Source organism: Streptomyces sp. NBC_00271, from assembly GCF_036178845.1.
Lineage (GTDB): Bacteria > Actinomycetota > Actinomycetes > Streptomycetales > Streptomycetaceae > Streptomyces.
In genome coordinates this window covers 665799-688073 of the sequence record NZ_CP108070.1, presented here as the reverse complement: position 1 = coordinate 688073, position 22275 = coordinate 665799, and the positions used below count along the sequence as shown (strand labels likewise).

General features: G+C 69.9%; 22 protein-coding genes and 1 pseudogene. 14 read left to right on the top strand and 9 right to left on the bottom strand.

Annotated elements, in window-relative coordinates; all coding sequences use genetic code 11:
* Positions 1-307 precede the first annotated feature (307 nt).
* Both OG798_RS03630 and OG798_RS03625 read right to left on the bottom strand, forming a co-directional pair.
* Positions 308-748 carry a hypothetical protein gene (locus OG798_RS03630; protein ID WP_097227126.1) on the bottom strand — a complete coding sequence of 147 codons (441 nt, stop codon included), beginning with the start codon at positions 746-748 and terminating at the stop codon, positions 308-310.
* Positions 749-966: 218 nt separating this feature from the next.
* A pseudogene (locus OG798_RS03625) lies at positions 967-1150 on the bottom strand (DNA-binding response regulator); the annotation flags it as partial.
* Between the two features lie 523 nt (positions 1151-1673).
* On the opposite strand from OG798_RS03625, the gene OG798_RS03620 reads away from it, so the two are divergent.
* Positions 1674-2798 carry a PP2C family protein-serine/threonine phosphatase gene (locus OG798_RS03620; protein ID WP_328756233.1) on the top strand — a complete coding sequence of 375 codons (1125 nt, stop codon included), beginning with the start codon at positions 1674-1676 and terminating at the stop codon, positions 2796-2798.
* Positions 2799-3244: 446 nt separating this feature from the next.
* On the top strand, positions 3245-4111 hold the full coding sequence (locus OG798_RS03615) for an NAD-dependent epimerase/dehydratase family protein (protein WP_267060364.1): 867 nt from the start codon (positions 3245-3247) through the stop codon (positions 4109-4111).
* Positions 4112-4626: 515 nt separating this feature from the next.
* Here the strand turns inward: OG798_RS03615 and OG798_RS03610 are convergent.
* From OG798_RS03610 to OG798_RS03595, 4 genes are all read right to left on the bottom strand, one after another.
* Entirely contained in the window at positions 4627-5646 is a 1020-nt protein-coding gene (locus OG798_RS03610; protein WP_121417858.1) for an NADPH:quinone reductase, read from the bottom strand.
* 114 nt (positions 5647-5760) lie between these two features.
* Entirely contained in the window at positions 5761-6654 is an 894-nt protein-coding gene (locus OG798_RS03605; protein WP_267060361.1) for an aldo/keto reductase, read from the bottom strand.
* Entirely contained in the window at positions 6651-7208 is a 558-nt protein-coding gene (locus OG798_RS03600; protein WP_328756231.1) for a TetR/AcrR family transcriptional regulator, read from the bottom strand. Before OG798_RS03600 ends, OG798_RS03605 begins: the two co-directional genes overlap by 4 nt.
* A 176-nt stretch (positions 7209-7384) precedes the next feature.
* Positions 7385-7933 carry an RBBP9/YdeN family alpha/beta hydrolase gene (locus OG798_RS03595; protein ID WP_328756229.1) on the bottom strand — a complete coding sequence of 183 codons (549 nt, stop codon included), beginning with the start codon at positions 7931-7933 and terminating at the stop codon, positions 7385-7387.
* Positions 7934-8056: 123 nt separating this feature from the next.
* Here OG798_RS03595 and OG798_RS03590 point away from each other — a divergent pair, with 123 nt between their 5' ends.
* Positions 8057-8512, top strand: a complete 456-nt coding sequence (locus OG798_RS03590; protein ID WP_095858391.1) for an Lrp/AsnC family transcriptional regulator — start codon at positions 8057-8059, stop codon at positions 8510-8512.
* 175 nt (positions 8513-8687) lie between these two features.
* Complete coding sequence (locus tag OG798_RS03585; RefSeq protein ID WP_328756228.1) at positions 8688-9320, top strand: TetR/AcrR family transcriptional regulator; 633 nt, start codon at positions 8688-8690, stop codon at positions 9318-9320.
* 592 nt (positions 9321-9912) lie between these two features.
* On the opposite strand, the gene OG798_RS03580 is transcribed toward OG798_RS03585, so the two are convergent.
* Both OG798_RS03580 and OG798_RS03575 read right to left on the bottom strand, forming a co-directional pair.
* Positions 9913-11196 carry a phosphatase PAP2 family protein gene (locus tag OG798_RS03580; protein ID WP_328756227.1) on the bottom strand — a complete coding sequence of 428 codons (1284 nt, stop codon included), beginning with the start codon at positions 11194-11196 and terminating at the stop codon, positions 9913-9915.
* Between the two features lie 484 nt (positions 11197-11680).
* Entirely contained in the window at positions 11681-11902 is a 222-nt protein-coding gene (locus OG798_RS03575; RefSeq protein WP_373559032.1) for a hypothetical protein, read from the bottom strand.
* Positions 11903-12080: 178 nt separating this feature from the next.
* Here OG798_RS03575 and OG798_RS03570 point away from each other — a divergent pair, with 178 nt between their 5' ends.
* From OG798_RS03570 to OG798_RS03550, 5 genes are all read left to right on the top strand, one after another.
* Positions 12081-12329 (top strand): hypothetical protein, encoded by a 249-nt coding sequence (locus tag OG798_RS03570; RefSeq protein ID WP_328756226.1) that lies wholly within the window; start codon positions 12081-12083, stop codon positions 12327-12329.
* The gene (locus OG798_RS03565; protein ID WP_328756225.1) at positions 12329-14581 is read left to right on the top strand and encodes a heavy metal translocating P-type ATPase; all 2253 of its coding nucleotides are present in this window, start codon (positions 12329-12331) and stop codon (positions 14579-14581) included. Before OG798_RS03570 ends, OG798_RS03565 begins: the two co-directional genes overlap by 1 nt.
* A complete protein-coding gene (locus OG798_RS03560) occupies positions 14581-15102 on the top strand; it encodes a copper chaperone PCu(A)C (protein WP_095857103.1) in 522 nt (173 codons plus the stop codon). The genes OG798_RS03565 and OG798_RS03560 overlap by 1 nt, the downstream gene beginning before the upstream one ends.
* 150 nt (positions 15103-15252) lie before the next feature.
* Entirely contained in the window at positions 15253-15954 is a 702-nt protein-coding gene (locus OG798_RS03555; RefSeq protein WP_328756224.1) for a hypothetical protein, read from the top strand.
* A 217-nt stretch (positions 15955-16171) separates the two neighbouring features.
* On the top strand, positions 16172-16825 hold the full coding sequence (locus OG798_RS03550) for a sigma-70 family RNA polymerase sigma factor (protein WP_328756223.1): 654 nt from the start codon (positions 16172-16174) through the stop codon (positions 16823-16825).
* Between the two features lie 80 nt (positions 16826-16905).
* Here the strand turns inward: OG798_RS03550 and OG798_RS03545 are convergent, their stop codons facing one another.
* Positions 16906-17427 (bottom strand): copper chaperone PCu(A)C, encoded by a 522-nt coding sequence (locus OG798_RS03545; RefSeq protein WP_328756222.1) that lies wholly within the window; start codon positions 17425-17427, stop codon positions 16906-16908.
* Between the two features lie 152 nt (positions 17428-17579).
* Here OG798_RS03545 and OG798_RS03540 point away from each other — a divergent pair, with 152 nt between their 5' ends.
* From OG798_RS03540 to OG798_RS03520, 5 genes are all read left to right on the top strand, one after another.
* Positions 17580-17909 carry a hypothetical protein gene (locus OG798_RS03540; RefSeq protein ID WP_328756221.1) on the top strand — a complete coding sequence of 110 codons (330 nt, stop codon included), beginning with the start codon at positions 17580-17582 and terminating at the stop codon, positions 17907-17909.
* 433 nt (positions 17910-18342) lie between these two features.
* Complete coding sequence (locus OG798_RS03535; protein ID WP_121417875.1) at positions 18343-19095, top strand: aspartyl/asparaginyl beta-hydroxylase domain-containing protein; 753 nt, start codon at positions 18343-18345, stop codon at positions 19093-19095.
* Positions 19096-19362: 267 nt separating this feature from the next.
* Positions 19363-20772 (top strand): MFS transporter, encoded by a 1410-nt coding sequence (locus tag OG798_RS03530; RefSeq protein ID WP_220789023.1) that lies wholly within the window; start codon positions 19363-19365, stop codon positions 20770-20772.
* Positions 20773-20854: 82 nt separating this feature from the next.
* Positions 20855-22003 (top strand): beta-ketoacyl-ACP synthase III, encoded by a 1149-nt coding sequence (locus OG798_RS03525; RefSeq protein ID WP_328756219.1) that lies wholly within the window; start codon positions 20855-20857, stop codon positions 22001-22003.
* On the top strand, positions 22000-22239 hold the full coding sequence (locus OG798_RS03520; RefSeq protein WP_097227141.1) for an acyl carrier protein: 240 nt from the start codon (positions 22000-22002) through the stop codon (positions 22237-22239). Before OG798_RS03525 ends, OG798_RS03520 begins: the two co-directional genes overlap by 4 nt.
* Positions 22240-22275 lie beyond the last annotated feature (36 nt).

The following is a 22275-nucleotide window of genomic DNA, read 5'->3' as shown; positions in this document are numbered from 1 at the left end:
CACTCCCGGTCGTCGCGCACGCTGCGCCCGGTGACGGGCTACGACCGGCGCCGAGGGCGGAGCCGTCGGCTCGGCGAGTGGAGCGGGTCCCAAGGCATCGCAGCATGTGGTCATGACAACCTTGGCGGATTCGGCTTGTCAATGACGTCTGTCACGAGGCGAGTTGACCGCCAAGACCCACCTCGCCGCCGAACAGGGCAGAAACCACTGTCGGTGCTGATCAAGGCCAGGCAGGGAGGCGACGTCACCGGGCCGGGCGCTCACTTGGTTGTCCGGGCATCGCGGGTACAAGCGAGGCGACGAGGCCTCAGCGGTCCGGGACGGGCGGGTCGATGGTGTCCGGGTCTGCCTGCCACCACGGCGCCGATGTGATGGCCTCGATGATCTGCCGCCAGCCTTTCGTGTGGTGGCCCCCCGTAGGGGCTGCGTCGTCAAGCCAGATCTCCGTACCCACGGGGAGATCTGCGGGCTCGCGGTTGCCGCCTATGGTGAGGGTGAATTCCGGGTCCGACGGGCTGCTGCGGCTGTAGTAAACGCCGCCCCGGCTCCATGCCTCGATGCCGAACCCGGCCAGCGGTGCCTGCCATGTCCCTTCGCCCGGGAAGAGAAGCAGAAGCTTGTCGCCCGGCATTGGTACGTCCAGGTCCTTCACCCGTGACGCCAACTCCTTGATCCGCACGGTGGGTTTGACCTGGAGGCCGAAACCGGTGCGATGTGAGCTCTCCACGGTGAGCAGGTAGTAGGGCACGACGGATCTCCCGGGGCGACAGGTTCGCGCGTACGACGGGCGTATCCGACCACGTTGCGGTACTCGCGTTCAACGTCGCCAGAGCCACTCGTTGAGGCCGGTGATGGTGTCTGTGGTTTCATGGCGGACGGCGAGTTTGCCGCACCTCGTGGCCACTGCCCTGCGTGACGTTCCTTGTAGTCGCTCTTGTCGAAGTGCGCGTGATGAGGGAGCGCGTCGCCGCGGGGGAGCGTCCGAGCGACGTGCTCGTCGGTCTGGAACGTGGTGAGGATGAGGACCCGGGTGCCCTGAAGACCTGGCGTTGGCGCAGAGGGCATCGGTCGCGGCGAGGCCGGCGGTGGCCTCCGCGACCACCTCGATGTCCTCGCAGGAGTCGATCAGGGTCCGGAAGGTGGCCCGCAGAGGTGAACGCGGAGGCCGTCGATCATGTAAGGGGTGTCACCTCGCTGGCCGGGGTAATGACGAATGCGAGCGGCCCAGGACCTCATCGCCCCGATGCGTGGCAGGGCGAGTGCGGGCACCCGGGCCGCGGGGGGTGGACGCAAGATCCATCTCCGCTCCGCCGTCCGATGACCGGGCCCGCCCGCTGCCCCGGAAGACCTCGCCCAGAGCACCCGGCAGCTTGCGGATCCAGCGGCGCGGACCCGGCCGACCGCGCCGCCGCCAGGATCGTGTCCGCGCCGCGACAACCGCGCCTGTCTGCGGCGTGGGGAGGGGATCAAGCGAGTGGGGAATTCCGGCGAGCGTTGCGCCGGAGTCCGCCCGCTCGTTCAGCGTCCGGGCCGTGCCGACCAGGGCAAGAGCGCCTTCGGAGGCACGGGCAGACCTGGTGATCGGCGCGCCCGGTAGTGGGGTGCCGTAGGCGCGGTGGGAGTGCCGCCTGTCGGCGCGGGCGCCGGGGCGCGATGCGGTGTATCCAGGACATATGGCTTCTCGGCGACTCGGTAAAGAACACGGCTTGTCAGGGGAGCCACGTCGTGCCCTGCTGGCGGTACCGATCGCGTTGATCGCGGCTGTCACGGTGGTCGACATACTCGCTCCACCCAGCGTCCACCTCGGGCCCTTCCTGGTCGCCGCACCCGCTCTCACCGCGTCGTTCGCCGGGCCCTGGGAGACCGGCCTGGTCGGCGCGCTCGCCGTCCTGGCCCAGAGTGTGGTCGCGGTGCTGCGCACCAGCCTCATTGATCTGAACCACATCTTCCAGCTCATCGTCTTGATCCTGATGTCAGCGCTCGTGACCTTCTTCGCCCACCTGCGAGGACGCCATGAAAGGGAACTGAGCCAGCTGCGCTCGGTGGCGATGGCCGCACAAGAAGTGGTGCTCAAGCCGATTCCCCACCGGATCGGCCCGTTGCGCATCGCCTCCGTCTACCTGGCCGCGGAGACCGAGGCACAGATCGGCGGCGACCTGTATGCCGCCGCCCGCACGGCCAAAGGGACCCGGATCGTCATCGGCGATGTCAGGGGCAAGGGCCTCGAGGCGGTCGGGGATGCCGCCCTCCTTCTCGGCGCGTTCCGGGCCGCGGCCCACAGGCAGGCCGACCTGTCCGTGCTGGTCGCCTTCCTGGAGGGAACCGTCTCCTCGGACCTGGACGACCCCGCGGCCCCCGAAGGCGAGGCCGAGGATCGTGGCGAGGCATTCATCACCGCCGCCGTGCTGGACGTTCCGGACCACGAGTCGGCCCTTCACATGATCAACTGCGGGCACCCACCGCCCCTGCTGCTGCGCGGCGACCAGGTCGGCCTGCTCGAGGTGCGCCACCCGGCACCTCCTCTGGGGCTCACCGAATTCGTGGAATCCCAACTCTTCCCGGAGACGTTTGCCTTCGAGCCCGGCGACATCGTCCTTCTCTACACGGACGGCGTCATCGAGGCCCGCGACCGGAACGGCACGTTCTACCCGCTTGAGGAACGGGTGGTCGGCAAGTTTGGCAAGGGTCCCGACGTCCTCCTGGCCCACCTGTGCGCGGACCTGTTGCACCATGCCGGCGGACATCTGGACGACGACGCCGCCATGGTGGCGATCGAGCGCATGGCGGGGTCATGGTGAGCAGCGGCAGCAGCAGCTCGCCCCCGGCTCACTGGATGTCGCTGCCGATCTCGTCCGTCGCCGGCGCGGCGACCCGGCTGCTGGAGTGGATCCGCCAGGCGGAACAGGATGCCCCAAAGCCGATGCGGGGCTTCGCCGGTTCTCTCCGCCAGGACCACGGCGCCGTCCCCGAGTGGCGTGACCTCCCTGGGCGGAGGGCGGGAGGGCGGGAGGGCGGGGGGCGGGGGTGGCGAGGGGCCGAGCCGTGGCCCTCGGTCGCCGGTGTCGGGGGAGAAGCTGGAACACGTCGTGACGTCCGGAGACTTCCTCGTCCTTCCACTGTCCAGCGCTGATGCCCTGGGGGTATCGCCGCTGACGGAAGAGGTCTTGGACGTCGGCCGCGGCACGGAGACAGGGTGGAGGAGCGGCGGAATCCCCCGCCGCCGACCACAAGGACCGTGAGAGCGATGCAGATCTTCATCACAGGCGGCTCCGGCTACATCGGCCGCTCCACCATTCAGGCACTGACCCGGCACGGCATCGGCGTGACGGCGCTGGCGCGGAGCGAGCACGCGGCGCGCGCCGTGTCGGACCTCGGTGCCACCCCGGTCGCGGGGGCGCTCAGCGACATCGATGTCCTCCATGAGGCTGCCCGCAGGGCCGACGGGGTCATCCACCTCGGGGTGGACTACGCCGAGGGCACCGCGGACGTCGACCGCGCGGCGGCTGAGGCACTGCAGGACGGCGTGGGAAGCGGACCCTATGTGCACACGGGCGGGGTGTGGGTGTACGGCGACACCGACGGGGTCGTCGACGAGGACGCTCCGCTGAGCCCGCCGCGCATCACCGCCTGGCGACTGGAGAACGAGAAGCGTGTGCTCGCCCGGGCCGCCACCGGCGCGCACCCGGTGGTGGTGATGCCAGGGCTGGTCTACGGCCGCTCCGGCGGACTGGCGCAGTCGTTCTTCGTCGAGCCGGGGCGCACCGCGGGTGCCGTGCCCTGCATCGGGGACGGCTCCAACCACTGGGCGCTGGTCCACGTCGACGACATCGCCGAGCTGTACGTCCTGGCCCTGAACGCCCCGGCCGGCTCCGTCTACGCCGGGGTCGGCGGCGAAAACCTTCCGCTGTCGGATGTCACCCGGGCCCTCAGCCACGCCGCCGGATGCCCGGACCGGATCGAGTCGCTGACCGTCGAGGAGGCCGTACGGCGGATGGGCCCGATCGCCGAGGCGTTCGCCCTCGACCAGCAGTTCAGCGGCGCCCGGGCGCGCCGCGAGCTCGGCTGGACGCCCACCCGTCTCGACGCCCTGGCGGAACTCGCCCAGGGCTGAACGACCAGGCAAGGGGGTGCCTGACCCATCGGGAAGGCGGTGCCGCCGAATGCGGGGCCCGGAAGTCATCACGGCAATTCTCGCGACCGTGCTGGCCATGACATGGCTGGCTCGCCGCCGTGGAGACCACCGACGCCATCCGCGGCGAACTGCGCCAGTACGCCGCCGAGGACGCAGGACCGCCTGACACGGGGCCCGGCGTGCGCACCGGGTGAACTGCGCCGCGCCCTGATCGGCGTCAAACGCAGTGCCCTGATCCGCCTGCGTGACCAGCGCATCATCGACGACATCGTCCTGTGTCGGCCGCAGGCGGTCCTGGACAGCGAGGAGATCAGGATCGAGCTGGCCCTGCGTGCTTTCACCGGCCCAGCGCCCTCACCGCCGGCCGGCGACACGGCCGATACGCGGCGCAGGGTGGCAGGGGAGTGAGCGACCACGTCCGCTCCACGACATACCTGCGGCCGCGCCGTGCCGCTGGCGACCGGCGCCTTGTTCGCACGGCGGCCGACTGGACGTCACGATGTGACGTCCACCAGGACCTTGCCGACCGCGCCGCTCTCCAGCGCACGGTGTGCGTCGGCGGTGTGCTCGAGCGGAAAGCGGACCAGCGGCAGTCCGTGCTCCTCACCGACAGGCAGGGCGCCGTCCCGGACTGCGGCGGCGACGTCCTCGGCGGCCGCGGCGCGCGCCTCCGGACCGGCCGTGTAGAGCACCAGGAACTGGAAGTGTGTGTTCAGCACCATGTTCTGCAACACGTCCAGTTCGACCGGCTTGCCACCGTCGTTGGCGTAGGTCGAGATCGTGCCGCGCGTCCGCAGCACGGCCAGGTCCAGTGCGAGGTTCGCGCCCAGCGCCACCTCGGCGACGATGTCGACGCCGTCCGGGGCGAGCTCGCGGATCTCGGCGGCCGGGTCGCCCTCGCGATAGTTGATCACGTGGTGGGCCCCGGCGGCGGTGGCCAGCCGGGCCTTCTCCGGGCCGCTGATCGTGCTGATCACGGTGGCGCCGGCCCATCGGGCGAGCTGGATCACCGCGTGCCCGACCGCCCCGGCCCCGCCCGCGGCGAGCACCACCCTGCCGCCGAGCGCCCCGGGCCGCAGACGGCGCGGCCCGTCCTCGGCGACGGTGAGCGCGCGGTGCGCGGTGAGCGCGGGGACGCCGAGTGAGGCGCCGACGTCGAAACCGGCCTCGTCGGGCAGCGGCACGGCCCGCTCGGCGGGCACGACGGTGAACTCGGCGGCGGTACCGGTGGGCCGCCCGGCAGCGGCCATGAACACCCAGACCCGCTGACCGACCCGGCTCTGGTCGATCCCCTCACCGACGGCGTCGATCGTGCCGGCGCCGTCGAGGTGCGGGGTGACCTCCAGGAAGTGCTTGGGGTGGCCGGCGCCGGAGCGCGCCTGCCAGTCGGTCGGGTTGACCCCGGACACGGCAACCCGGACGCGAACCTCGCCGGGGCCGGGCGTGGGTAGGTCACGGTCCACGAGTTGAAGCACGTCGGGGCCGCCGTTGTGGCGGTAGATGATGGCCTTCATGATCCGTCCTCAGAGCCTGGCAAGGAAGGTTTTCCCGGTGCGGCCGGGGTTGCGTCAGGGAGTTGCGTCAGGGTGTCCGGCGTGTGGTCGCGACCCGGGGCCCGTTGGTTCCGGTCAGCCGATGGGGAGCTCGTTGGAACGAGACTCGATGGCATCGAGGGTGGCGAGGGTCGCGGCGTCGAAGGTGATCTTGCCGGCCGCCAGGTTGGCCTCGAGGTGGGCGGCGTCGGCGGTGCCGGGGATGAGCAGCACGTTCGGGGCGTGGTGCAGTAGCCAGGCGAGGCCGACCTGGGAGGGTGCGACGCCCAGGGACTCGGCCACGGCGTGCACCACCGGCTCCTCGGTGACCTTGGGCAGACCCGGGAAGGCCCCGCCGAGTGGGAAGAACGGCACCCAGGCGATGCCCTCGGTCGCACACAGCTGCAGCATGTCCTCGTCCTCGCGGGAGACGAGACTGTACGCGTTCTGTACGCAGGCGATGCCCGCCGGCAGGGCGCGGCGCAGGCCGTCGAGGGTGATGCTGCTCAGGCCGATCGCACCGATCTTGCCCTCGTCGCGCAGAGCGGTCATCACCGCGAGCTGGTCGTCGAGTTCGACCACTTGGTCACCCTCGGGACGCAGCCCGGGGCCGGTGTCCAGGCGGCGGAGGTTGACCACCGGGAGCCGGTCGACGCCGAGGCTGCGCAGGTTGTCCTCGACGCTGGCGCGCAGCTGCTCGGGCCGCTGCGCCAGACGCAGGGGCAACCGCCCGCCCGGGTTGGGGTCGGCGCCGACCTTCGTGACCACCAGGACGCCGTCCTCGGGGCGCAGCGTCTCGCGGATCACGTCGTTGGCGAAACCGAAGCCGTAGAACTCGGCGGTGTCCACATGGTCGACGCCCAACTCGACCGCGCGGCGCAGCAGTTCGACCGCCTCGTCGCGGCGAGCATGCAGGCGTTCGAGCTGTAGTGCGCCGTAGCCGACCCGTAATACGGTGCGGCCGGCGAACGAAGCGGTCAGGGTGGTCATGAAGTTGTCTCCTCGGTCGGCGATCGCAAGGCGGCGTACAGCAGTTCGGCCAGGTAGAGCGCCGAGATCCGATGGGCGATCGGGGTGGCACGCTCGCGGGCCTCGGTCGGCTCGTGGCGCTCGACCTTGACCAGCCAGGCCGTGACGCAGTCGTGCAGCAGTGCGCGCATCCGGTCCGTCATGTCGACGACGATGTCGCGGATGGCCGGGTCGGTGGTCGCCTCACCCCAGGTCTGCACACCGACCCGGGCGTCGACGGCGTCGATGGCGGCGATCAGGCGGGCCAGTAGTTCCTCGGGGTCGGGCGGGGTGTCGCTGGCGGCGTACTCGCCGAGGACCGCGGCGCGCTGGGTGAGCACCTCGCGGGCGGCGGCTTGGACCAGGCCGGCCTTGTTGTTGTAGTGGGCGTAGATCGAGCCGGTCGAGAGGCCGGACTCGGCGGTGATGTCGGCGATCGAGGTCCGCTCGAGGCCGTTGCGGTCGAAGCAGCGTACGGCGGCCTCGGTGATCTGGGCGCGCCGGAGCTCCTTGCGCGCGTCGGTGAGTCGCGGCATCACACCCCCCACAAAAAGAATCCTGATTCTGCTTGTGGTGCACGCTAACAGATCAGCCATTCTGTTTGCGGTGCAAGCTCGGTGATCTCGTGGGGGGCAACAGAAGCCTCCTGAACCGGATGTGACGCCGGATCAGTTGCAACCTGGTGGTGGGCAACGTTCCCTGCGGTGGTTGATCACCGCCGGGTCAGTGAGTCCAGGAGTTCACGGCCTTGCGGCCACGGGCCCAGGCCACCGGCGGAGTTGATGTGTCCGCACGCGCCCGCTGGATACCATCGCGCCGCCCATCGGTCCGCGAAGTCCACGGCTGCCTCGGGGGTGCAGTACGGGTCGTTGGTGCTGCCCACCACCAGGGCCGGGCACGGCAGTGGTTGTGCGGACAGTTCGATGAACGTCGGGGCCGTCTGCCGTGGGAACGCCGGCCCCTGTGGGTCGGGTGGCGCGACCAGGAACGCGCCGCGTACCGGGCTCGACGGGTGCTTGTGCAGCCAGGTGGACGCCGCCCAACAGCCCAGGCTGTGGGCTACCAGCACAACGAGGCCGTCCCGGCGGCAAGCATCGTCGTACGCCGTCTGGACAGCGTTGACCCAGTCATCCAGGTCGGGGGCGGACCACGAGGCAGGGGAGATCCTCACCGCTGAGGTTCCCCATTGCTGCTCCCACAAGGTCTGCCAGTGCTGCCCGTCGGAGCCGTCGATGCCGGGGATGATGACGTACGCAACCACTGCTTGCCACCGTTTCACTCGTCGCCCCTCGCGATCCTGGGGGCGTGTGGCGCTGATTCTGTTGGAAGCAACAGAACAGCGACAGCCACGCAAGCGATCTCAAAGAAGATGGTGCGGACAACGATGGAATCACTTGACCGGATCGACCGGGACATCCTCGCCCTGCTCCAGACCGAAGGCCGGTTGACCGGAGCGGAGGTAGGACGCCGCGTCGGACTGTCGCAGCCCGCGGCCAGTGCGCGCATCCAGCGGCTGGAGAAGAACGGCGTCATCACCGGCTACCGGGCCGATGTTGACCCAGCGGCACTCGGTCTGAACATTCACGCGATCATTCGCTTGCGCACTACACATGCCCAGCTGCCTCGCGCCCTGGACTTGGCTTCCCGGATTCCCGAGGTCGTGTCCATCTTGAGAGTCACCGGGGAGGACTGCCTCATCTTCGACGTCCATTGCCCGCAAGCAGGACGACTCGAAGAAGTCGTCGACGCACTTGCCCGCTACGGGCCCGCCACCACGTCACTCGTGCTCCGCGCCTACCCCTCGAAGCCGCTGACCGACACCACGTCAACAACGTCGTGACCCGATCCAACCGGCCGTTCGAGGGCCGACGTCTTCGCCAGGGGAGCAGTGGCGCGAGTGCTCCCGCCGACCCGCGGCCCACCACACCCTTTCTTCAGGAAGGTGCCGACTGCGTCGAACTCGAGCAGGCCGCCGACAACGGTCTCGGCTGTTGTGCGCGGCGTACAGTTGCCCCATGGCTCGGCCTCGACAGTTTGACGAAGAAGAGGTTGTGCGGGCTGCCCGCGAGCAGTTCTGGTCCGTGGGCTACAACGGCACCTCCATCGACGACCTGAGCGCTGTGACAGGCTTGGGCCGGGGAAGTCTGTATGGAGCGTTCGGGGACAAGCACGCGTTGTTCCTGCGGGCTCTCGACAGCTACAACAGTGACGCGCTGGAGGCCTGGCGCTCAGCTCTGGGCGGCCCCGGACCGGCCCTGCCCATGCTGGAGCGGCATGTACGTGATGTCGCGGAAGGCATCACCGGGGACGTGGAACGGCGCGGCTGCATGATGGCCAAGATCGCAGCGGAACTGTCGGCCGTTGATGAGGGCGTTGCCGAGCGAATCGCCGAGGTTGTCCGCGGACTGCATGACGCGCTGCGGGGCTGCATCGCGCGGGCCCAAGCGGAAGGCTCTCTGGACGCTGACGCGGATGCGGGCAGCCTGGCCGGCCTCCTGCTTGCCGTGCTCCGGGGGCTTGAGGCCCTGGGCAAGGCGGGAGCCACTCCCGAGGTCGTCAACGGGGCCGCAGAGCAGGCCTTGGCGCTCCTTCCCCGCGTTTCGACGGACGAACATGCGCCGGATGCCAGGTCCTCGACCGGTGACTGATCGTCGCTACGGTCCCATAAGGCGGCCGGCGTCGGGGCATCAACGCCCAGCTCCTGCCGACGGCTTGCCGACCGTCACCAGGACTCCTGCACGGGCGGTGGCTACCAGGGGCGGACGAGGACGGTGCCGATCTTGCCGGGCCGTGCCGCATGCTCCAGGGCGTTGCTCAGCTCGTCAAGGCTGTACGTTGCGGCCACGTCGAACTGGTCCTTGAGCGCGAGCGCGATCAGCTTCGCGGTGGCGATGAACGTGAAGGAGGCACTGCACTACGACCCCTCGAACCGTTACCTCCCCATAGGCGGCGCCAAGGGCGGGACCGACTGCGACCCGCTCAGCAGCGAGGCACGCGGGTGGACGGCTGCATCGCCCCGGTCGTGCGCACACTCGATGACCCCGCGGCGGTGGGGAACTCTTCCCGGGTGGTTCCCCCGGCACCGGTCCACCCGCAGGGCGGAGGCCGTCGTCCGTCTCACGGTGGCAGGGAGGTCTTGGCCGCGATTGTGTGCGTTGCCACGTCCGGCTGCACATGGAACCAACTCTCGCGGCCAACTCATCCGCTACCGCACACTCCCCAAATGAAATGGTCCACAACTCACACTAGTTCGGGTTGCGGTTCCGGTTGCCGCGCTGGTAGGGCCTTCGGATCCCACAGCTTGGCGGTCTGCACGTAGCCGCGGACAACTGAGGCCATCGCCAGAATGAGAAGTGGACCGAACACCCACGGATGTTCGGCCATCTCCAGCGGCAGATAGCGATATGACACCAAGAGCGCGGCGAAGACCGTGGCACTGTAGGTGACCAACTGGATTCCTGGCCGGTCCCAGCCACGGTCGAGCGAGCGCAGCGCCGCCTCGATCGTGAGTGCAAACACCACACCGGCAACGAGATCCACGCCGTAGTGGTAGCCGAATCCCAGGGTTGCGGTGAGCGTGGCAATCAGCCAGAACGTGCCGGCGAATCGCAGAATCCGTGGGCCCCTACGGGAATGAATGAAAATCGTGGTAGCCCACGCCGTGTGCAGACTCGGCATGCAGTTGCGTGGGGTGATCTCGTCGAATCGCATCTGGTGCGGGGTATTGATCGGCGGCGGCGTGTTCGGCCACAGGTTGGCCACCGCCCAGTGCCCGCCGTCCGCGCCGTAGGCGAAGACCGGTCCGACCACCGGGAAGATCATGTAGATGGCCGGCCCGAGGAGGCCGATGACCAGAAACGTGCGCACCAGATGATGGCGCGGGAAGCGGCGCTCGTCCGCCACGTTACGCAGCTGGTACAGCGCCACGATGACCGCGGCCACCGCAAGCTGAACGTAGACGGCGCCGAGAACATGGGCGCCGATCGGGCCGGTGGCTGTGACCATCCGGCCCACCAGCCACGACGGGTTGCCCAGGGCATGATCGGCGGTTGCCACGTACTGGTCGAGCGTCGTCGGGCGGGTCTTCGACGTGATGAGGAGCCAGGTATCGCCGGTCTTGCGGCCGGTCACCAGCAACAGGCCAAGGCCGACGCCCTTCAGCAGCAGGACACGTTCCTGGCCGGTGCGGCGCGTGATGGCGATCACCGCATAGCCCAAAATGACCCACAACGCGCCATTGCCGAAGGGGTGGCCGTCGGTCACCTTGGCGTCGACCGCCCATCGCACCAGCAAGATGGCGACGTCGATACCGACCGCGGCACCAACCGCGATGAGCCGTTGTCGCCAGGTGAGCACCACCATCATCAACGCCATACCGGCGTACAACAGGAAACCCGACTTGGGGGCGAATATCGCCTCTCGCGCCTGGTTGGTGATCGGCCCCGGCAGGCCGTAACGACGCGCGGCGATCTCCAGGGTGATGAGGAACCCGAGGGTCGTCACACCCGCCATGGCCCACAGCATCGCCCGCGGTTGACGCCACGCAGCGAACGCAATTCTGCAGTTTATTCGCGAAAACACCCGCGATGATCTCGATATCAACTGTTTTGGCCGATTTGTTAGATGTTGGCTAAGTAGATCGATCATGCTATCGGAGTGATGCGGGTGGGTTCCGCTGGTTAACAGAAGGCGCGAGGTTCAGTCGAACCTGCGCTCGACGGTCCAGCGTCTCGGGAACGACCATGAAGGTCTCGACGCCCGGCGGACATCGAGGGCGTCACGGGTCGCCCAGCGGCTCCGCAGCCGTGAGGCCCGTTCACTTCCAACGGCAGGGAGTGGCTGACCGACTTCCTCGACGACACCCCAAGTACTGCCGTCACCTTTGCGCTGCTGGAAAGGGGGGCCTCGCAACTTTCCCGGGAAGAGCCACGCGCCGGTGCCCGTGAAGCCGTAGTGCACCCAGACATCATCCAGACTCTGTCCCCGACAATGATCCGCTCTGCAGAACCTAGTCGTCCGAGCCGGTAGCCGACGGCGGTACGTCGACGACGAAGATCAGGAAGCAGGTTTTGGTCGAAAGGCCATGGAAGTCGTCGGGGAACAGCCCACGGGCGGCCGGGTCGGGCCGCGGCTCGCTGATGACGGCAAGGCGGAAACCGGCGGTGGTGAAGGCACCGGTCATCGCGTGCCCGTGCAGGGCTACGTCGTCACCGAGCCGCCGCCTTGCCATCGCCGGCATCCCGGCGCCGGCATCGATGCCGGTGACAACCGCACCGCGGTCGCCGTCGGTCCTCGCGTGATGCGCGCCACATATCTCCTCCGGAACCCGGCCGGTGGCCGATCCGACTACTGAACCGGTACGGCGCGATCCGACCGACGCCGTCCGACGTGACCTGGAGACGCGGTTGATGGACGAGTCCCGGCAATCCTCCTTGACCGGCGCGGGTGCGGCCCTGCGGAGGGCGGCGTCCCCGCCCGCGCTCTGCGGCTTCCTCCTGCTGCTGGCCCTGATCTTCACGGTGTCCTACGCGGTGGGTGCCGGCGCCGGTCCTGTCGCACCCGGCATGCACGGCAGCGGCACGAGCCGCGACGGCGGCAATGGTGGCGAAGGCGGAGGCATGGACGACATGGGCAACATGCGAGGGGGACACGGCTGATGCGCGCCGAATCGGTGACCACTGTGGTGACGACCGATCTGACCGTCGGTGGCATGACCTGCGCCGCGTGCGTGACCCGTGTCGAGAAGAAGCTCGGCAAGCTCGACGGAGTGACGGCGACCGTGAACCTGGCCACCGGGCGGGCTCGCGTGAGCCATCCGACGGAGGTCGACGTCGGACAACTCGTGGCGGCGATCGAGAAGGCCGGCTACACGGCCGCGCTCCCCGAGCCGCCCAAGAAGCAGCCGCGTGCGGAAGGGCGGGAGACCGAGGAAGCGCGGCAGGAGCGCGACCGACTGCTGGTCACCGCGTTGCTCGCGGTGCCGGTACTCGTGCTGTCGATGGTGCCCGCCCTGCAGTTCCGCAACTGGCAGTGGCTGTGTTTCATGCTGGCGGCGCCGGTCGCGGTATGGGGCGCCTGGCCGTTCCACGTACGGGCGGTACGAGGGCTGCGGCACTCGGCGGTCACCATGGACACGCTGGTGTCCCTGGGTGTGGTGGCGTCCTTCTCGTGGTCGGCGTACGCGCTCTTCCTCGGGGGCGCCGGTGATCCCGGCATGCGGATGCCGTTCAGTCTCGTTCCCGCCGCCTCGGACGGCGTCGCGCACATCTATCTCGAAGCGGCCGTCGGCGTACCGCTGTTCGTACTGGCCGGGCGGTTCCTGGAGGCGCGGGCCCGACGCGGCACCGGGGCGGCGCTGCGATCACTCGCCGAACTCGCCGCCAAGGAGGTGTCGGTACGAGACGGTGATTCCGAACGGCTCGTTCCCATTGAAGAGTTGGAACGCGGCCAGGTCTTCGTCGTACGGCCGGGCGAGCGGGTCGCCACCGACGGACAGGTGGTGGAGGGCAGCTCGGCCGTGGACCTCTCCCTGGTCACCGGGGAGAGCGAGCCGGTCGAGGTCGGGCCGGGCTCGGCCGTGGTCGGCGGGGCCGTCAACGCCGGTGGGCTGCTGCTCGTACGGGCCACGGCCGTCGGTGTCGACACGCAGCTCGCCCGCATCACCCGTCTGGTCACCGATGCGCAGGCCGGCAAGGCGCGCGCCCAGCGGCTGGCCGACTCGGTGGCCGGTGTCTTCGTGCCGGTCGTGCTGGCGCTGGCCGTCACCGCGCTCGGGTTCTGGCTGGGCGCCGGGGCCGATCCACAGGCGGCGATCACCGCGTGCGTGGCCGTCCTGGTCGTGGCCTGCCCCTGCGCGTTGGGCCTCGCGACCCCGACCGCGCTGATGGCCGCCACCGGCCGCGGTGCCCAGCTCGGCGTCCTTGTCACCGGGCCGCAGGCGCTGGAGGGGCTTCAGCACCTGGACGCCGTCGTCCTCGACAAGACCGGCACGCTCACCACGGGCCACATGAGCGTCGCCCGGGTCACCGCCGTACCGGACGGGATCGGCCGTGACGCGGCACTGCGGTTGGCGGGGGGCGTCGAGCAGGGCTCGGAACACCCACTCGGCCGGGCCGTCTCCGCCTACGCCCGGCGGGAGCTGCGCGAGCAGCGGCTGCCGGACGTGAGTGAGTTCAGTGCCCTTCCGGGGCGGGGAGCGCGCGGCCGGGTCGAGGGGCGGCTGGTCGAAGTCCTCGCCCCGGACGGCGAGTTGCCCGCCGTGCTCGCCGCTGCCCTGCCGGTGGCGGAGGCCGCCGCGCACACGCCCGTACTGGTCCGCGTGGACGGGGTGGCCGAGGCGCTGATCGAGGTCGGGGACGTCGTACGCCCCGGAAGCTACCGGGCCGTCGACCGGCTGCGGCGGCTCGGTGTGCGGCCGGTGCTCGCCACCGGCGACCGCGAGGCGCCCGCCCAGGCCGTAGCCGCGGCCCTGGGCATCGACGAGGTGCACGCCCGTTGCACGCCCGAGGACAAGGCCGAACTCGTGCGGGAGTTGCAGGAGCAGGGCCACCGGGTCGCGGTGATCGGCGACGGCGTGAACGACGCCGCCGCGCTGGCCGGCGCCGACCTCGGGATCGCCATGGGCACCGGCACCGACGTGGCCATCGGGGCCGCCGACGTCACCCTCGTACGCGGTGACATCGAAGCCCTCGCGGACGCTGTCCTGCTGGCCCGGCGCACCCTGGGCACCATCCGCGTCAACCTCGTCTGGGCCTTCGGCTACAACGTCGTGACCGTGCCGCTCGCCCTGGTCGGCCTGCTCAACCCCATGCTTGCCGCGGCGGCCATGTCCGCCAGTTCGGTACTGGTGGTCGGCAACAGCCTGCGGTTGCGCGGCTGGCAGCCCTCTCCCGCCCGGAGGCGTACCTGATGACCGGACAACAGGTTTGGCGTCCGACACGCCGTCGGCTCACCGACGCCCTGCTCGCCGCGCTCGCGCCCGTCGCCGTGTGCGGCCTGGCGCTCGGCGGTCTGAGCACGTGGACCGCGTACGGCAACGCGGGCAGCCCGGCCCGCATCGCGGTCACCGAAGGCCGGGTGTATCTGCCCTACGGCGACGCCCCGGACACGGCGGCCTTCTTCAGGATCACCAATGACGGTGGTTCGGCGGACCGGCTGCTGAAGGTGACGTCCCGCGCGGTCGACGGTGTCGGTACCCTCAGCCGGCATCGCATGTCCGGCACTCGGTCGGCCTCCGCACAGACGGTGGCGTCGGTCGCCGTCCCGGCCGGTGGCAGCCTCGCCATGTCCCCGTACGGCCTTGATGTGACGGTCCCGGCCAAAGCGGGCTGGCAAGCCGGTGATCTGGTCTCGTTCACCTTGCATTTCGAACGCGGCGGTGCCGTGAAGACCCTGGCTGTGGTGGTCCGTCCGGGCGAGGACGGCACATGATTCCTCACCCTTAGAAGTCGGCCCGACCGCCCGTCGAGTTCCGGCGGGGCGCTGTGTCCTGTATCACTCTCTTCAGGGTGAGTTGCGGGTCCGGGTGCTGTGCGTACCCACCCGTGACGAGCGAAGCCCGGATGCGAGGATGAGGCCGTCATGACTGCTGGGTGGGGTGTGCGCACGATGCGGGCCGCGGTGTTCGCGGCCGTCTGCGTGCTGCTCGCCGCCCTCGGTCACGTGCTGATGTCGGGCTCCACCGTGCCCTGGTGGACGATGACCGCCGGGTTCGCCGCCACGACCGGCGTCGGCTGGTGTCTGGCGGGCCGTGAGCGCGGGCTCGCGCTGGTGGTGCCCGCCGCGGTCGTCGCGCAGGGGGCGCTCCACTCGGCCTTCTCGCTGGCCCAGTCGGCGGCATCGGGCGTCGGCACGGGCTCCGTGGCGCACGCGACGAGCGGCATGTCCATGGGCTCCATGTCCATGGGCTCCATGTCCATGGACGCGATGGACATGGGCTCCATGGGGTCCATGTCCACGGGGCGTTCGGAGCACGCCGGGCACCTTGGTCAGCTGGCTCATGGCATGGGCGGCACGTCGTCGTTCGGCATGCTCGCCGCCCACGCCCTGGCGGCTGTGCTGAGTGGGCTGTGGCTGGCCTACGGCGAGAGGGCCGCGTTCCGCGTGCTGCGGGCCGTCGCGGGATGGCTGGCGGCTCCGCTGCGGCTGTCGCTCGCTCTGCCCGCCCCGCCTCGCCGACCGAGCCTGCGGCCGACGCGCGAACGTTCGGAGCGGGTGCCGCGGCTGCCGCTCGCGCACACGATCATTTCTCGGGGGCCTCCGGCCGGGATCGCTGTCGCCTGAGACAGCTGGTTTCCCGAAGCCGTCCCCATGGGCGCCGCGTGGTCGGTGCCAGGGCTTCGGGCACGGGCCGTTCACGTCCAACGGCCCCATCCCACCTCCCGTCCCGGGATGTTTCCGCAGCGGCGAACTCACGCCCGGCGTACGAGCGCGCGCTCGTACGTGCCGCCGTGCTGCCGTGCCGCTGTGCCGGATCCCGGACAACCGAGAAGGACATCAGGTGATCACTCCTGTCTGCGCCGCGTCGCGCCCGAAGCGCGCCGCGGGGCACAAGGCGGCGGATCAGCCCGGCGCGCCGGCATCGCCCGACGATCCGGCCACCGCCTGGGCCCTCGCCGCCCGCTCCGGTGACCCCGACGCCGTCGACCGATTCGTGCGGGCCCTGCACCCCGACGTCGTCCGCTACATCACGTACCTCTCCTCCGACCGCCAGCTCGCCGACGATCTGACCCAGGACACGTTCCTGCGGGCGCTCGGCAGCCTGCACCGGTTCGAGGGGCGTTCGTCGGCGCGTACGTGGCTGCTGGCCATCGCGCGTCGCACGGTGGTCGACAGTTGGCGATACGCCGCCACGCGGCCCCGGGTGGCCGACACGGACGACTGGACGATGTGGGCCGAGCGGGCCCAGCCGAGCGGTCTGCCCGGCTTCGACGACGGTGTGGCGCTGCTCGACCTGCTGGACGCGCTGCCCCCCGAGCGCCGTGAGGCGTTCGTCCTCACCCAGCTGACGGGGCTTCCCTACGAGGAGGCCGCCGAGGCCAGTGGTTGTCCCATCGGGACGATCCGCTCGCGGGTGGCACGAGCTCGAGCGACCCTCGTCGAACTCCTTGTCGAGGCCGAGGAGCCGCGCGCTCCTGTCGTCGTCGCCGCGTGAGGAAAGGGGTGCCGGTGTCCAGCGTGAGCGGGGGACACCGGCACCCTTCCCGGCATCAGGCCGCCCCTGACCGCCGAGGCTCACCTCACGCCTTCGGTCACGCTCGCCCGGACGGCGACCTTCCCGCTCTGACGGAACCACAAGAGGTAGGTCACCTTCTGACCGGCTCTCAGTGCGGGGGGATCGAGGATGACGACCCCGAGTCCTCCCGGCGCCATACGTACCGTGCCGCCCGCCGGGACGTCGACGGCCCACACGGGATCCGTACGCCCTGTCCCGGTGCGGCGCGCCGTACGGCGCAGGATGCTGACGCCCAGTTCGGGTGAGTCCGCGAACAGCAGGGTGTCCTTCGACCGGCCCGTGTTGCGGATCTCGAAGTACGCGGCGGTGGAGCCCGAGCCCGCGGGTGCCGCCATGATGCGCGCGTCGGCGACCGTGATTCTGGGCGGCGGATCGCCTGCCGCGCCGGTCGCGGTGTACGCCACCAGGAGGGCCAGCGCACCGCAGGAGGCGCCCAACGGCGGCGCGACGGCCCGTAAGAAGTTGGCGAACGGCGTGTTGCGCGTCGGGCGCATCACACGCATCAGGCTTCTGGGGTCCATACGTCAGAGGTCGGGCCGCGCTTCCTGCTGGTTCCCGGCTCCTGCCGAGCTGACCGGTTCCGCCCCGTGGCGGCGGGGAAGGACCCCTCCGGAGCCCGGATCGAACGTGGTTGCGGAACTGCGCGAACCCGCGGCGGGGGAGAGGTGATCACGTGCGGGGTGTCGCGCGAGAGCCGAGGAAAGGGGTGCCGCGGGGCTGGCCGTGGGAGCAGGAGGCCGCCCGCCCCGAACACCGCTGGCCGAGGATCGGCGGGGCCTGGCCCCTGGGTGTCGCCACCCTGACCGTGCTGGGGGCCGGTTACGCCTGGCTGGGTTTCGTTGTGGCGGGTGTCCCCGGAGCCCTGGTGGGCTGTGCCGCGGGGCTGGTGCTGAGCGGGTTGCTCCACCTGTTGGTGGAGTCGGCGGTCTCGGGGCCACGGGCGGCGCACCGCGGAGGCCGCGGCACGGCGGAGGTCCGTGGGCGCCTTCGCGGCCGCGGGTGATCACAACATCGCACGAACGCGGGAACTCCGCGGTCCGTCGGAGCGACTACCTGTTCGTCAGGCCGCCCGGGGATCGGACACGGCGGAACGTGACCACCCCAGAGGCCGACTGAGACCGCGGTGGCGTGTCCGCAAGTGTCATCCAGTGTCGCCGAGCATCCTCAAGTGCCGCCGCAGCAAGGGAAATTGGCCCGAAGGTTGCGGGAACTCGAGCCCACTCGCGACCGACTACTAGTTCGACAGCGCAGCTCAACACCCGCTGACCACCGTGCGAGGTCGGCGGGTCGAAGCGCGGAACTTCGGGCGAAGGTGGTTCGGCACACGTGGAACGCAGACGTCTGCTGCAGCGATCGTGGATTTCGAGTGTCGGGGAACGGTGCTCCGGACGTCGACCCCTTCCGTGTGACGGGGCCGCCGAACTCCGGAGAACCGCATGACACCAGAGATAGAGAACGCCTTCGCCGCGATCAGAGCCGAGTTCGGTACGGAATCGATCGCTCGGGTCGAGCAGATGCTGGAGCCGAGCGGGGGCGAACGGCATCCGCTGCAGAAGGCAGCCAAGTGGATCATGCCGGGGCTCTCTCCCACTCCCTGGCACGACCCGTACGCCTACCCCGAACTGGCCCCGGTCGTCCATGCACTGGAGGCCAGTCATCAGGCGATCAAGAAGGAGCTGAATGCCGCATGGGCGGCGCGACGGGAGGTGTTCTCGGACTACGAGCACTATCTGAAACGCCAGGAGGACTGGCAGGCTCTTTACCTCTTCCGCAACGGACGTCTCGCGGAGGAATCGGCCGCCGCAGCTCCCACCGCTTATCAGGTGCTGAAAGACGTCGCCGTCGACACGGGCAAGATATGCCCTCTCCTGGAATGTCATTTCTCCACCCTGTTGCCGGGTGCCGTCATCGAACCCCATTGCGACCTGTGGAACTTCAGCATCAACCTGCATCTCGCGGTGGACATCCCCGACGGGTGCAGCCTCACGGTCGCCGGGGAGAGGCGTTCCTGGGAAGAGGGCAAGTGCCTGCTCTTCGACTACTCCTTCGAGCACGAGGCACGCAACGCGGGCACCCGCCCACGGACCTGCCTGCTCATCGACCTCTGGCATCCGGAAACCACCGTTCCGGAGCGCCGGGCGCTGATCGCCCTCATCACCGAGATCCGTCGGCTTATGGAGGGGGAGTGATGCGGGGTAAAGGCTGACGCGGGGGTAAAGACTGGCGCGGGGGTAAAAACTTCGTTTGGGGAATTCTCTGTTCTCGCCGATCCGGCAGTTTTCGACTGTCGGTTTCCCGTGCTGCCCTGATATTCATTGAATACGCAATGAGTGTCGAAAAGTTGCCCATTCCCAAGTCTGAATCGGGCTGCTACGGTGACGAAAAACCGTCGGTCTGCCGGAAATTCATTCCGTAGGAATTCCGAATACTGTGATCCCGAGGGGGGGTGATCGATGATGTTCACGACAGAGTCGGCCAAGGATCCGCTCCGAAAGTCAGTCGGACTTCCACTGCTTGTTCTGGCGTTGGGGCAGCTCGTCATCTCGCTCGACTACAACATCGTGTACGTCGCCCTGCCCGACATCGGCGCCGGGCTGGGATTCTCCGACCACGACCTGCAGTGGGTGGTGAGCGCCTACGTCGTGGCCACCGGAGGCTTTCTGCTGCTGGGCGGCCGGGCCGCCGACCTGCTCGGCCGGCGTCGGATGTTCGTCGTCGCGGCGCTGCTGTACGCGGGGTCGTCCCTCGTGGGCGGCCTGGCTCAGACGCCCGGCGTCCTGGTCGCCGTCAGGGCGGTCCAGGGCATCGGCGGCTCCCTGCTGTTCCCGGCGACACTTTCCCTGATCACCACCCTGTACGAGGAAGGGCCCGACCGGAACCGGGCCTTGGCGGTGTGGGGTGCCGCGGGAGCCGGCGGGCTCTGCTTCGGGTCCCTTCTCGGCGGGGTCCTGGTGGAGGCGTACGGCTGGCCGGCGGTGTTCTTCGTCAACGTGCCCGTGGCGGGAGCCCTCGCGGTGGCAGGGTGGTTGCTCTTCCCCGCGGACGGTCCGTGGGACCGCTCACGGCACTTCGACGTGGCGGGTGCGCTGACCGCGACGGGCGGGATCACGCTCCTGGTGTTCCTGCTGGTGCAGGCCCCCGCGGAGGGCTGGGACACGCCCGCGGCCCTCGTGAGCGCGGTGCTGTCGGTCTGCCTGCTGACGCTCTTCGCCGTGGTGGAGAGGCGGTCCCGTGATCCGCTCGTACCTGCAAGGCTGTTCGCCCACCGCGGCCTGCTCGCGGCGATGGGGGTGACCGCTCTGTTCAGCGCGACGTTCAGTTCGGTGCCGTACTTCCTGACGCTCTACTTCCAGACGGTCCACGGGTACCGCGCGGTCGCGACCGGGCTCGCGTTCCTCGTGCCCGCCGTGGTGGTGGCCGTCGGTACGCAGGCCGGCGAACGGGCCGTGTCCGCCTTCGGCATGCGCCGCATGCTGGTGGGCGGCATGACGCTGGGCGCCGCCGGAGCCGCGGCACTCGGCCTGGCCCTCACCTCGGACGGCTCGTATCCCAGCCTCCTGCCGGGAATCGTGCTGCTGGGCCTCGGCCAGGGAGCCGCATGGACGGGGATGTGGATCGCCGCGTCCGCCGGGGTGGCCCCCGGTGACCAGGGCGTCGCCTCGGGACTGGCGTCGACCACCCTGCAGGTGGGCGGCGCGGTGGGCCTCGCCGTACTGGTCGCGCTCGCCGGTGGCGTCGGGCAGAACGCCTCCGGGCCAGGGCTCCTCGACGGCATCCGCACCGCCGTGTTCGCGATAGCGGGGGGCATCGGCTGCGGCGCGCTCGCACTTCTCGCACTTCGCAGGGCCACCAGTACCAGTCCTTAGACACTCCTTGCACACCCCCTTCGTCTCTCCATTCCGTGTCAGGGCCGTCCGGCCCGTCCTCCGTCATGCCAGGAGAATCCCCATGTCCCCTACCGCCGCGGGTTCTTACGCTCCTCCAGCCGCCGTCCTGTGCGGGCTGGCCGGATGGGTGCCGTCCCGTGTGGTGACCAACGAGCACCTCGCGCGCCGGCTCGACACCGACGACGCATGGATCCGCACCCGGACCGGGATCCGCCGACGCCACGTCGTCGACCCCGGAGAGTCGACGTCGGACCTGGCCGTAGAAGCAGGCCGCCGGGCACTCGCCGGCGCCGCGACGGACAGGGTCGACGCCGTCGTCGTCGCCACGACGACCCCGGACCACAGCTGCCCGGCCACCGCGCCCGCGGTCGCCGCACGGCTTGGTCTGCCGGGGGCGGCCGCCTTCGACGTCAGCGCCGTGTGCACCGGGTTCGTCTACGGCCTCGCCTCGGCCGCCGGGCTCATCGCGGCCGGCGTGGCCGAACGGGTCCTGCTCATCGGGGCGGACACCTACTCCACGATCGTGGATCCCCTCGACCGGGCCAACGCGATCATCTTCGGCGACGGGGCGGGAGCCGTCGTCCTGCGCGCCGGACACCTCGATGAGCCCGGCGCGGTCGGCCACTTCGACCTCGGCAGCGACGGCGCCCACGAGGACCTGATCACGGTCGCGGCCGGTGGTTCCCGACAGCGCTCCCGACCGGGCGAACCCAGCCGCCAGGACCGGCACTTCGCCATGCGGGGCAAGGAGGTCTACCGGCACGCCGTGACGCGCATGGCCGAGTCGGCGCGCGTCACGCTGTCCCGGGCCGGCTGGAAGATCGACGACGTCGACCACTTCGTACCCCACCAGGCCAATCTGAGGATCCTGCACTCGGTGGCCGACGACCTTGGTCTCCCTCGCGAGCGGTGCGTGACCCATGTCGAGTCCGTCGGCAACACGGGCGCCGCGTCCATCCCGCTCGCCCTCGCCGACGCGGCTGCCCGCCAGGCGCTCCGGCCCGGCGACCGGCTTCTGCTCACCGCCTTCGGAGGCGGCCTCACCTGGGGCTCCTGCCTCCTGACCTGGCCCACGCTCCCCGCGCCGGCCCATCTGTACGACCAACGGCCCCATCCGTACGACCAACAGTCCCATCCGTACGACCGACAGTCCCATCCGAACGACGAACCGCCCCGCCCGTACGACCAAGGAGAACGGACGACGTCATGAGCACCACCTACGACCAGCTGGTCGACATCCTCGCGAGGCTGCACGGCGCCCCGGCCGACCGGATCAGCCCCGAGGCGACCTTCGCCGAACTGGACGTCGACTCGCTGACGATGGTCGAGATCAGCATCCGCATCGAGCGCGACCTCGGTGTGGCCGTCGGCGACGACGAGCTCCGGTCCGACCTCACCCTCGGCGACCTCGCCGGACTCGTCGACGCCCGTCAAGCGGCGCTCTGACCTCCTCCGCTCTCCCCTCCCCACCCCACGAAAGGC

Excerpts from the sequence above, each read along its gene's own strand:
- OG798_RS03560 (WP_095857103.1), top strand. The coding sequence starts at position 14,581 with ATGACCGGACAACAGGTTTGGCGTCCGACACGCCGTCGGCTCACCGAC.
- OG798_RS03525 (WP_328756219.1), top strand. The coding sequence starts at position 20,855 with ATGTCCCCTACCGCCGCGGGTTCTTACGCTCCTCCAGCCGCCGTCCTG.
- OG798_RS03570 (WP_328756226.1), top strand. The coding sequence starts at position 12,081 with ATGGACGAGTCCCGGCAATCCTCCTTGACCGGCGCGGGTGCGGCCCTG.
- OG798_RS03620 (WP_328756233.1), top strand. The coding sequence starts at position 1,674 with ATGGCTTCTCGGCGACTCGGTAAAGAACACGGCTTGTCAGGGGAGCCA.
- OG798_RS03555 (WP_328756224.1), top strand. The coding sequence starts at position 15,253 with ATGACTGCTGGGTGGGGTGTGCGCACGATGCGGGCCGCGGTGTTCGCG.
- OG798_RS03535 (WP_121417875.1), top strand. The coding sequence starts at position 18,343 with ATGACACCAGAGATAGAGAACGCCTTCGCCGCGATCAGAGCCGAGTTC.
- OG798_RS03565 (WP_328756225.1), top strand. The coding sequence starts at position 12,329 with ATGCGCGCCGAATCGGTGACCACTGTGGTGACGACCGATCTGACCGTC.
- OG798_RS03575 (WP_373559032.1), bottom strand. The coding sequence starts at position 11,902 with ATGGCAAGGCGGCGGCTCGGTGACGACGTAGCCCTGCACGGGCACGCG.
- OG798_RS03580 (WP_328756227.1), bottom strand. The coding sequence starts at position 11,196 with ATGCTGTGGGCCATGGCGGGTGTGACGACCCTCGGGTTCCTCATCACC.
- OG798_RS03585 (WP_328756228.1), top strand. The coding sequence starts at position 8,688 with ATGGCTCGGCCTCGACAGTTTGACGAAGAAGAGGTTGTGCGGGCTGCC.
- OG798_RS03605 (WP_267060361.1), bottom strand. The coding sequence starts at position 6,654 with ATGACCACCCTGACCGCTTCGTTCGCCGGCCGCACCGTATTACGGGTC.
- OG798_RS03610 (WP_121417858.1), bottom strand. The coding sequence starts at position 5,646 with ATGAAGGCCATCATCTACCGCCACAACGGCGGCCCCGACGTGCTTCAA.
- OG798_RS03530 (WP_220789023.1), top strand. The coding sequence starts at position 19,363 with ATGTTCACGACAGAGTCGGCCAAGGATCCGCTCCGAAAGTCAGTCGGA.
- OG798_RS03600 (WP_328756231.1), bottom strand. The coding sequence starts at position 7,208 with ATGCCGCGACTCACCGACGCGCGCAAGGAGCTCCGGCGCGCCCAGATC.
- OG798_RS03590 (WP_095858391.1), top strand. The coding sequence starts at position 8,057 with ATGGAATCACTTGACCGGATCGACCGGGACATCCTCGCCCTGCTCCAG.
- OG798_RS03520 (WP_097227141.1), top strand. The coding sequence starts at position 22,000 with ATGAGCACCACCTACGACCAGCTGGTCGACATCCTCGCGAGGCTGCAC.
- OG798_RS03545 (WP_328756222.1), bottom strand. The coding sequence starts at position 17,427 with ATGGACCCCAGAAGCCTGATGCGTGTGATGCGCCCGACGCGCAACACG.
- OG798_RS03615 (WP_267060364.1), top strand. The coding sequence starts at position 3,245 with ATGCAGATCTTCATCACAGGCGGCTCCGGCTACATCGGCCGCTCCACC.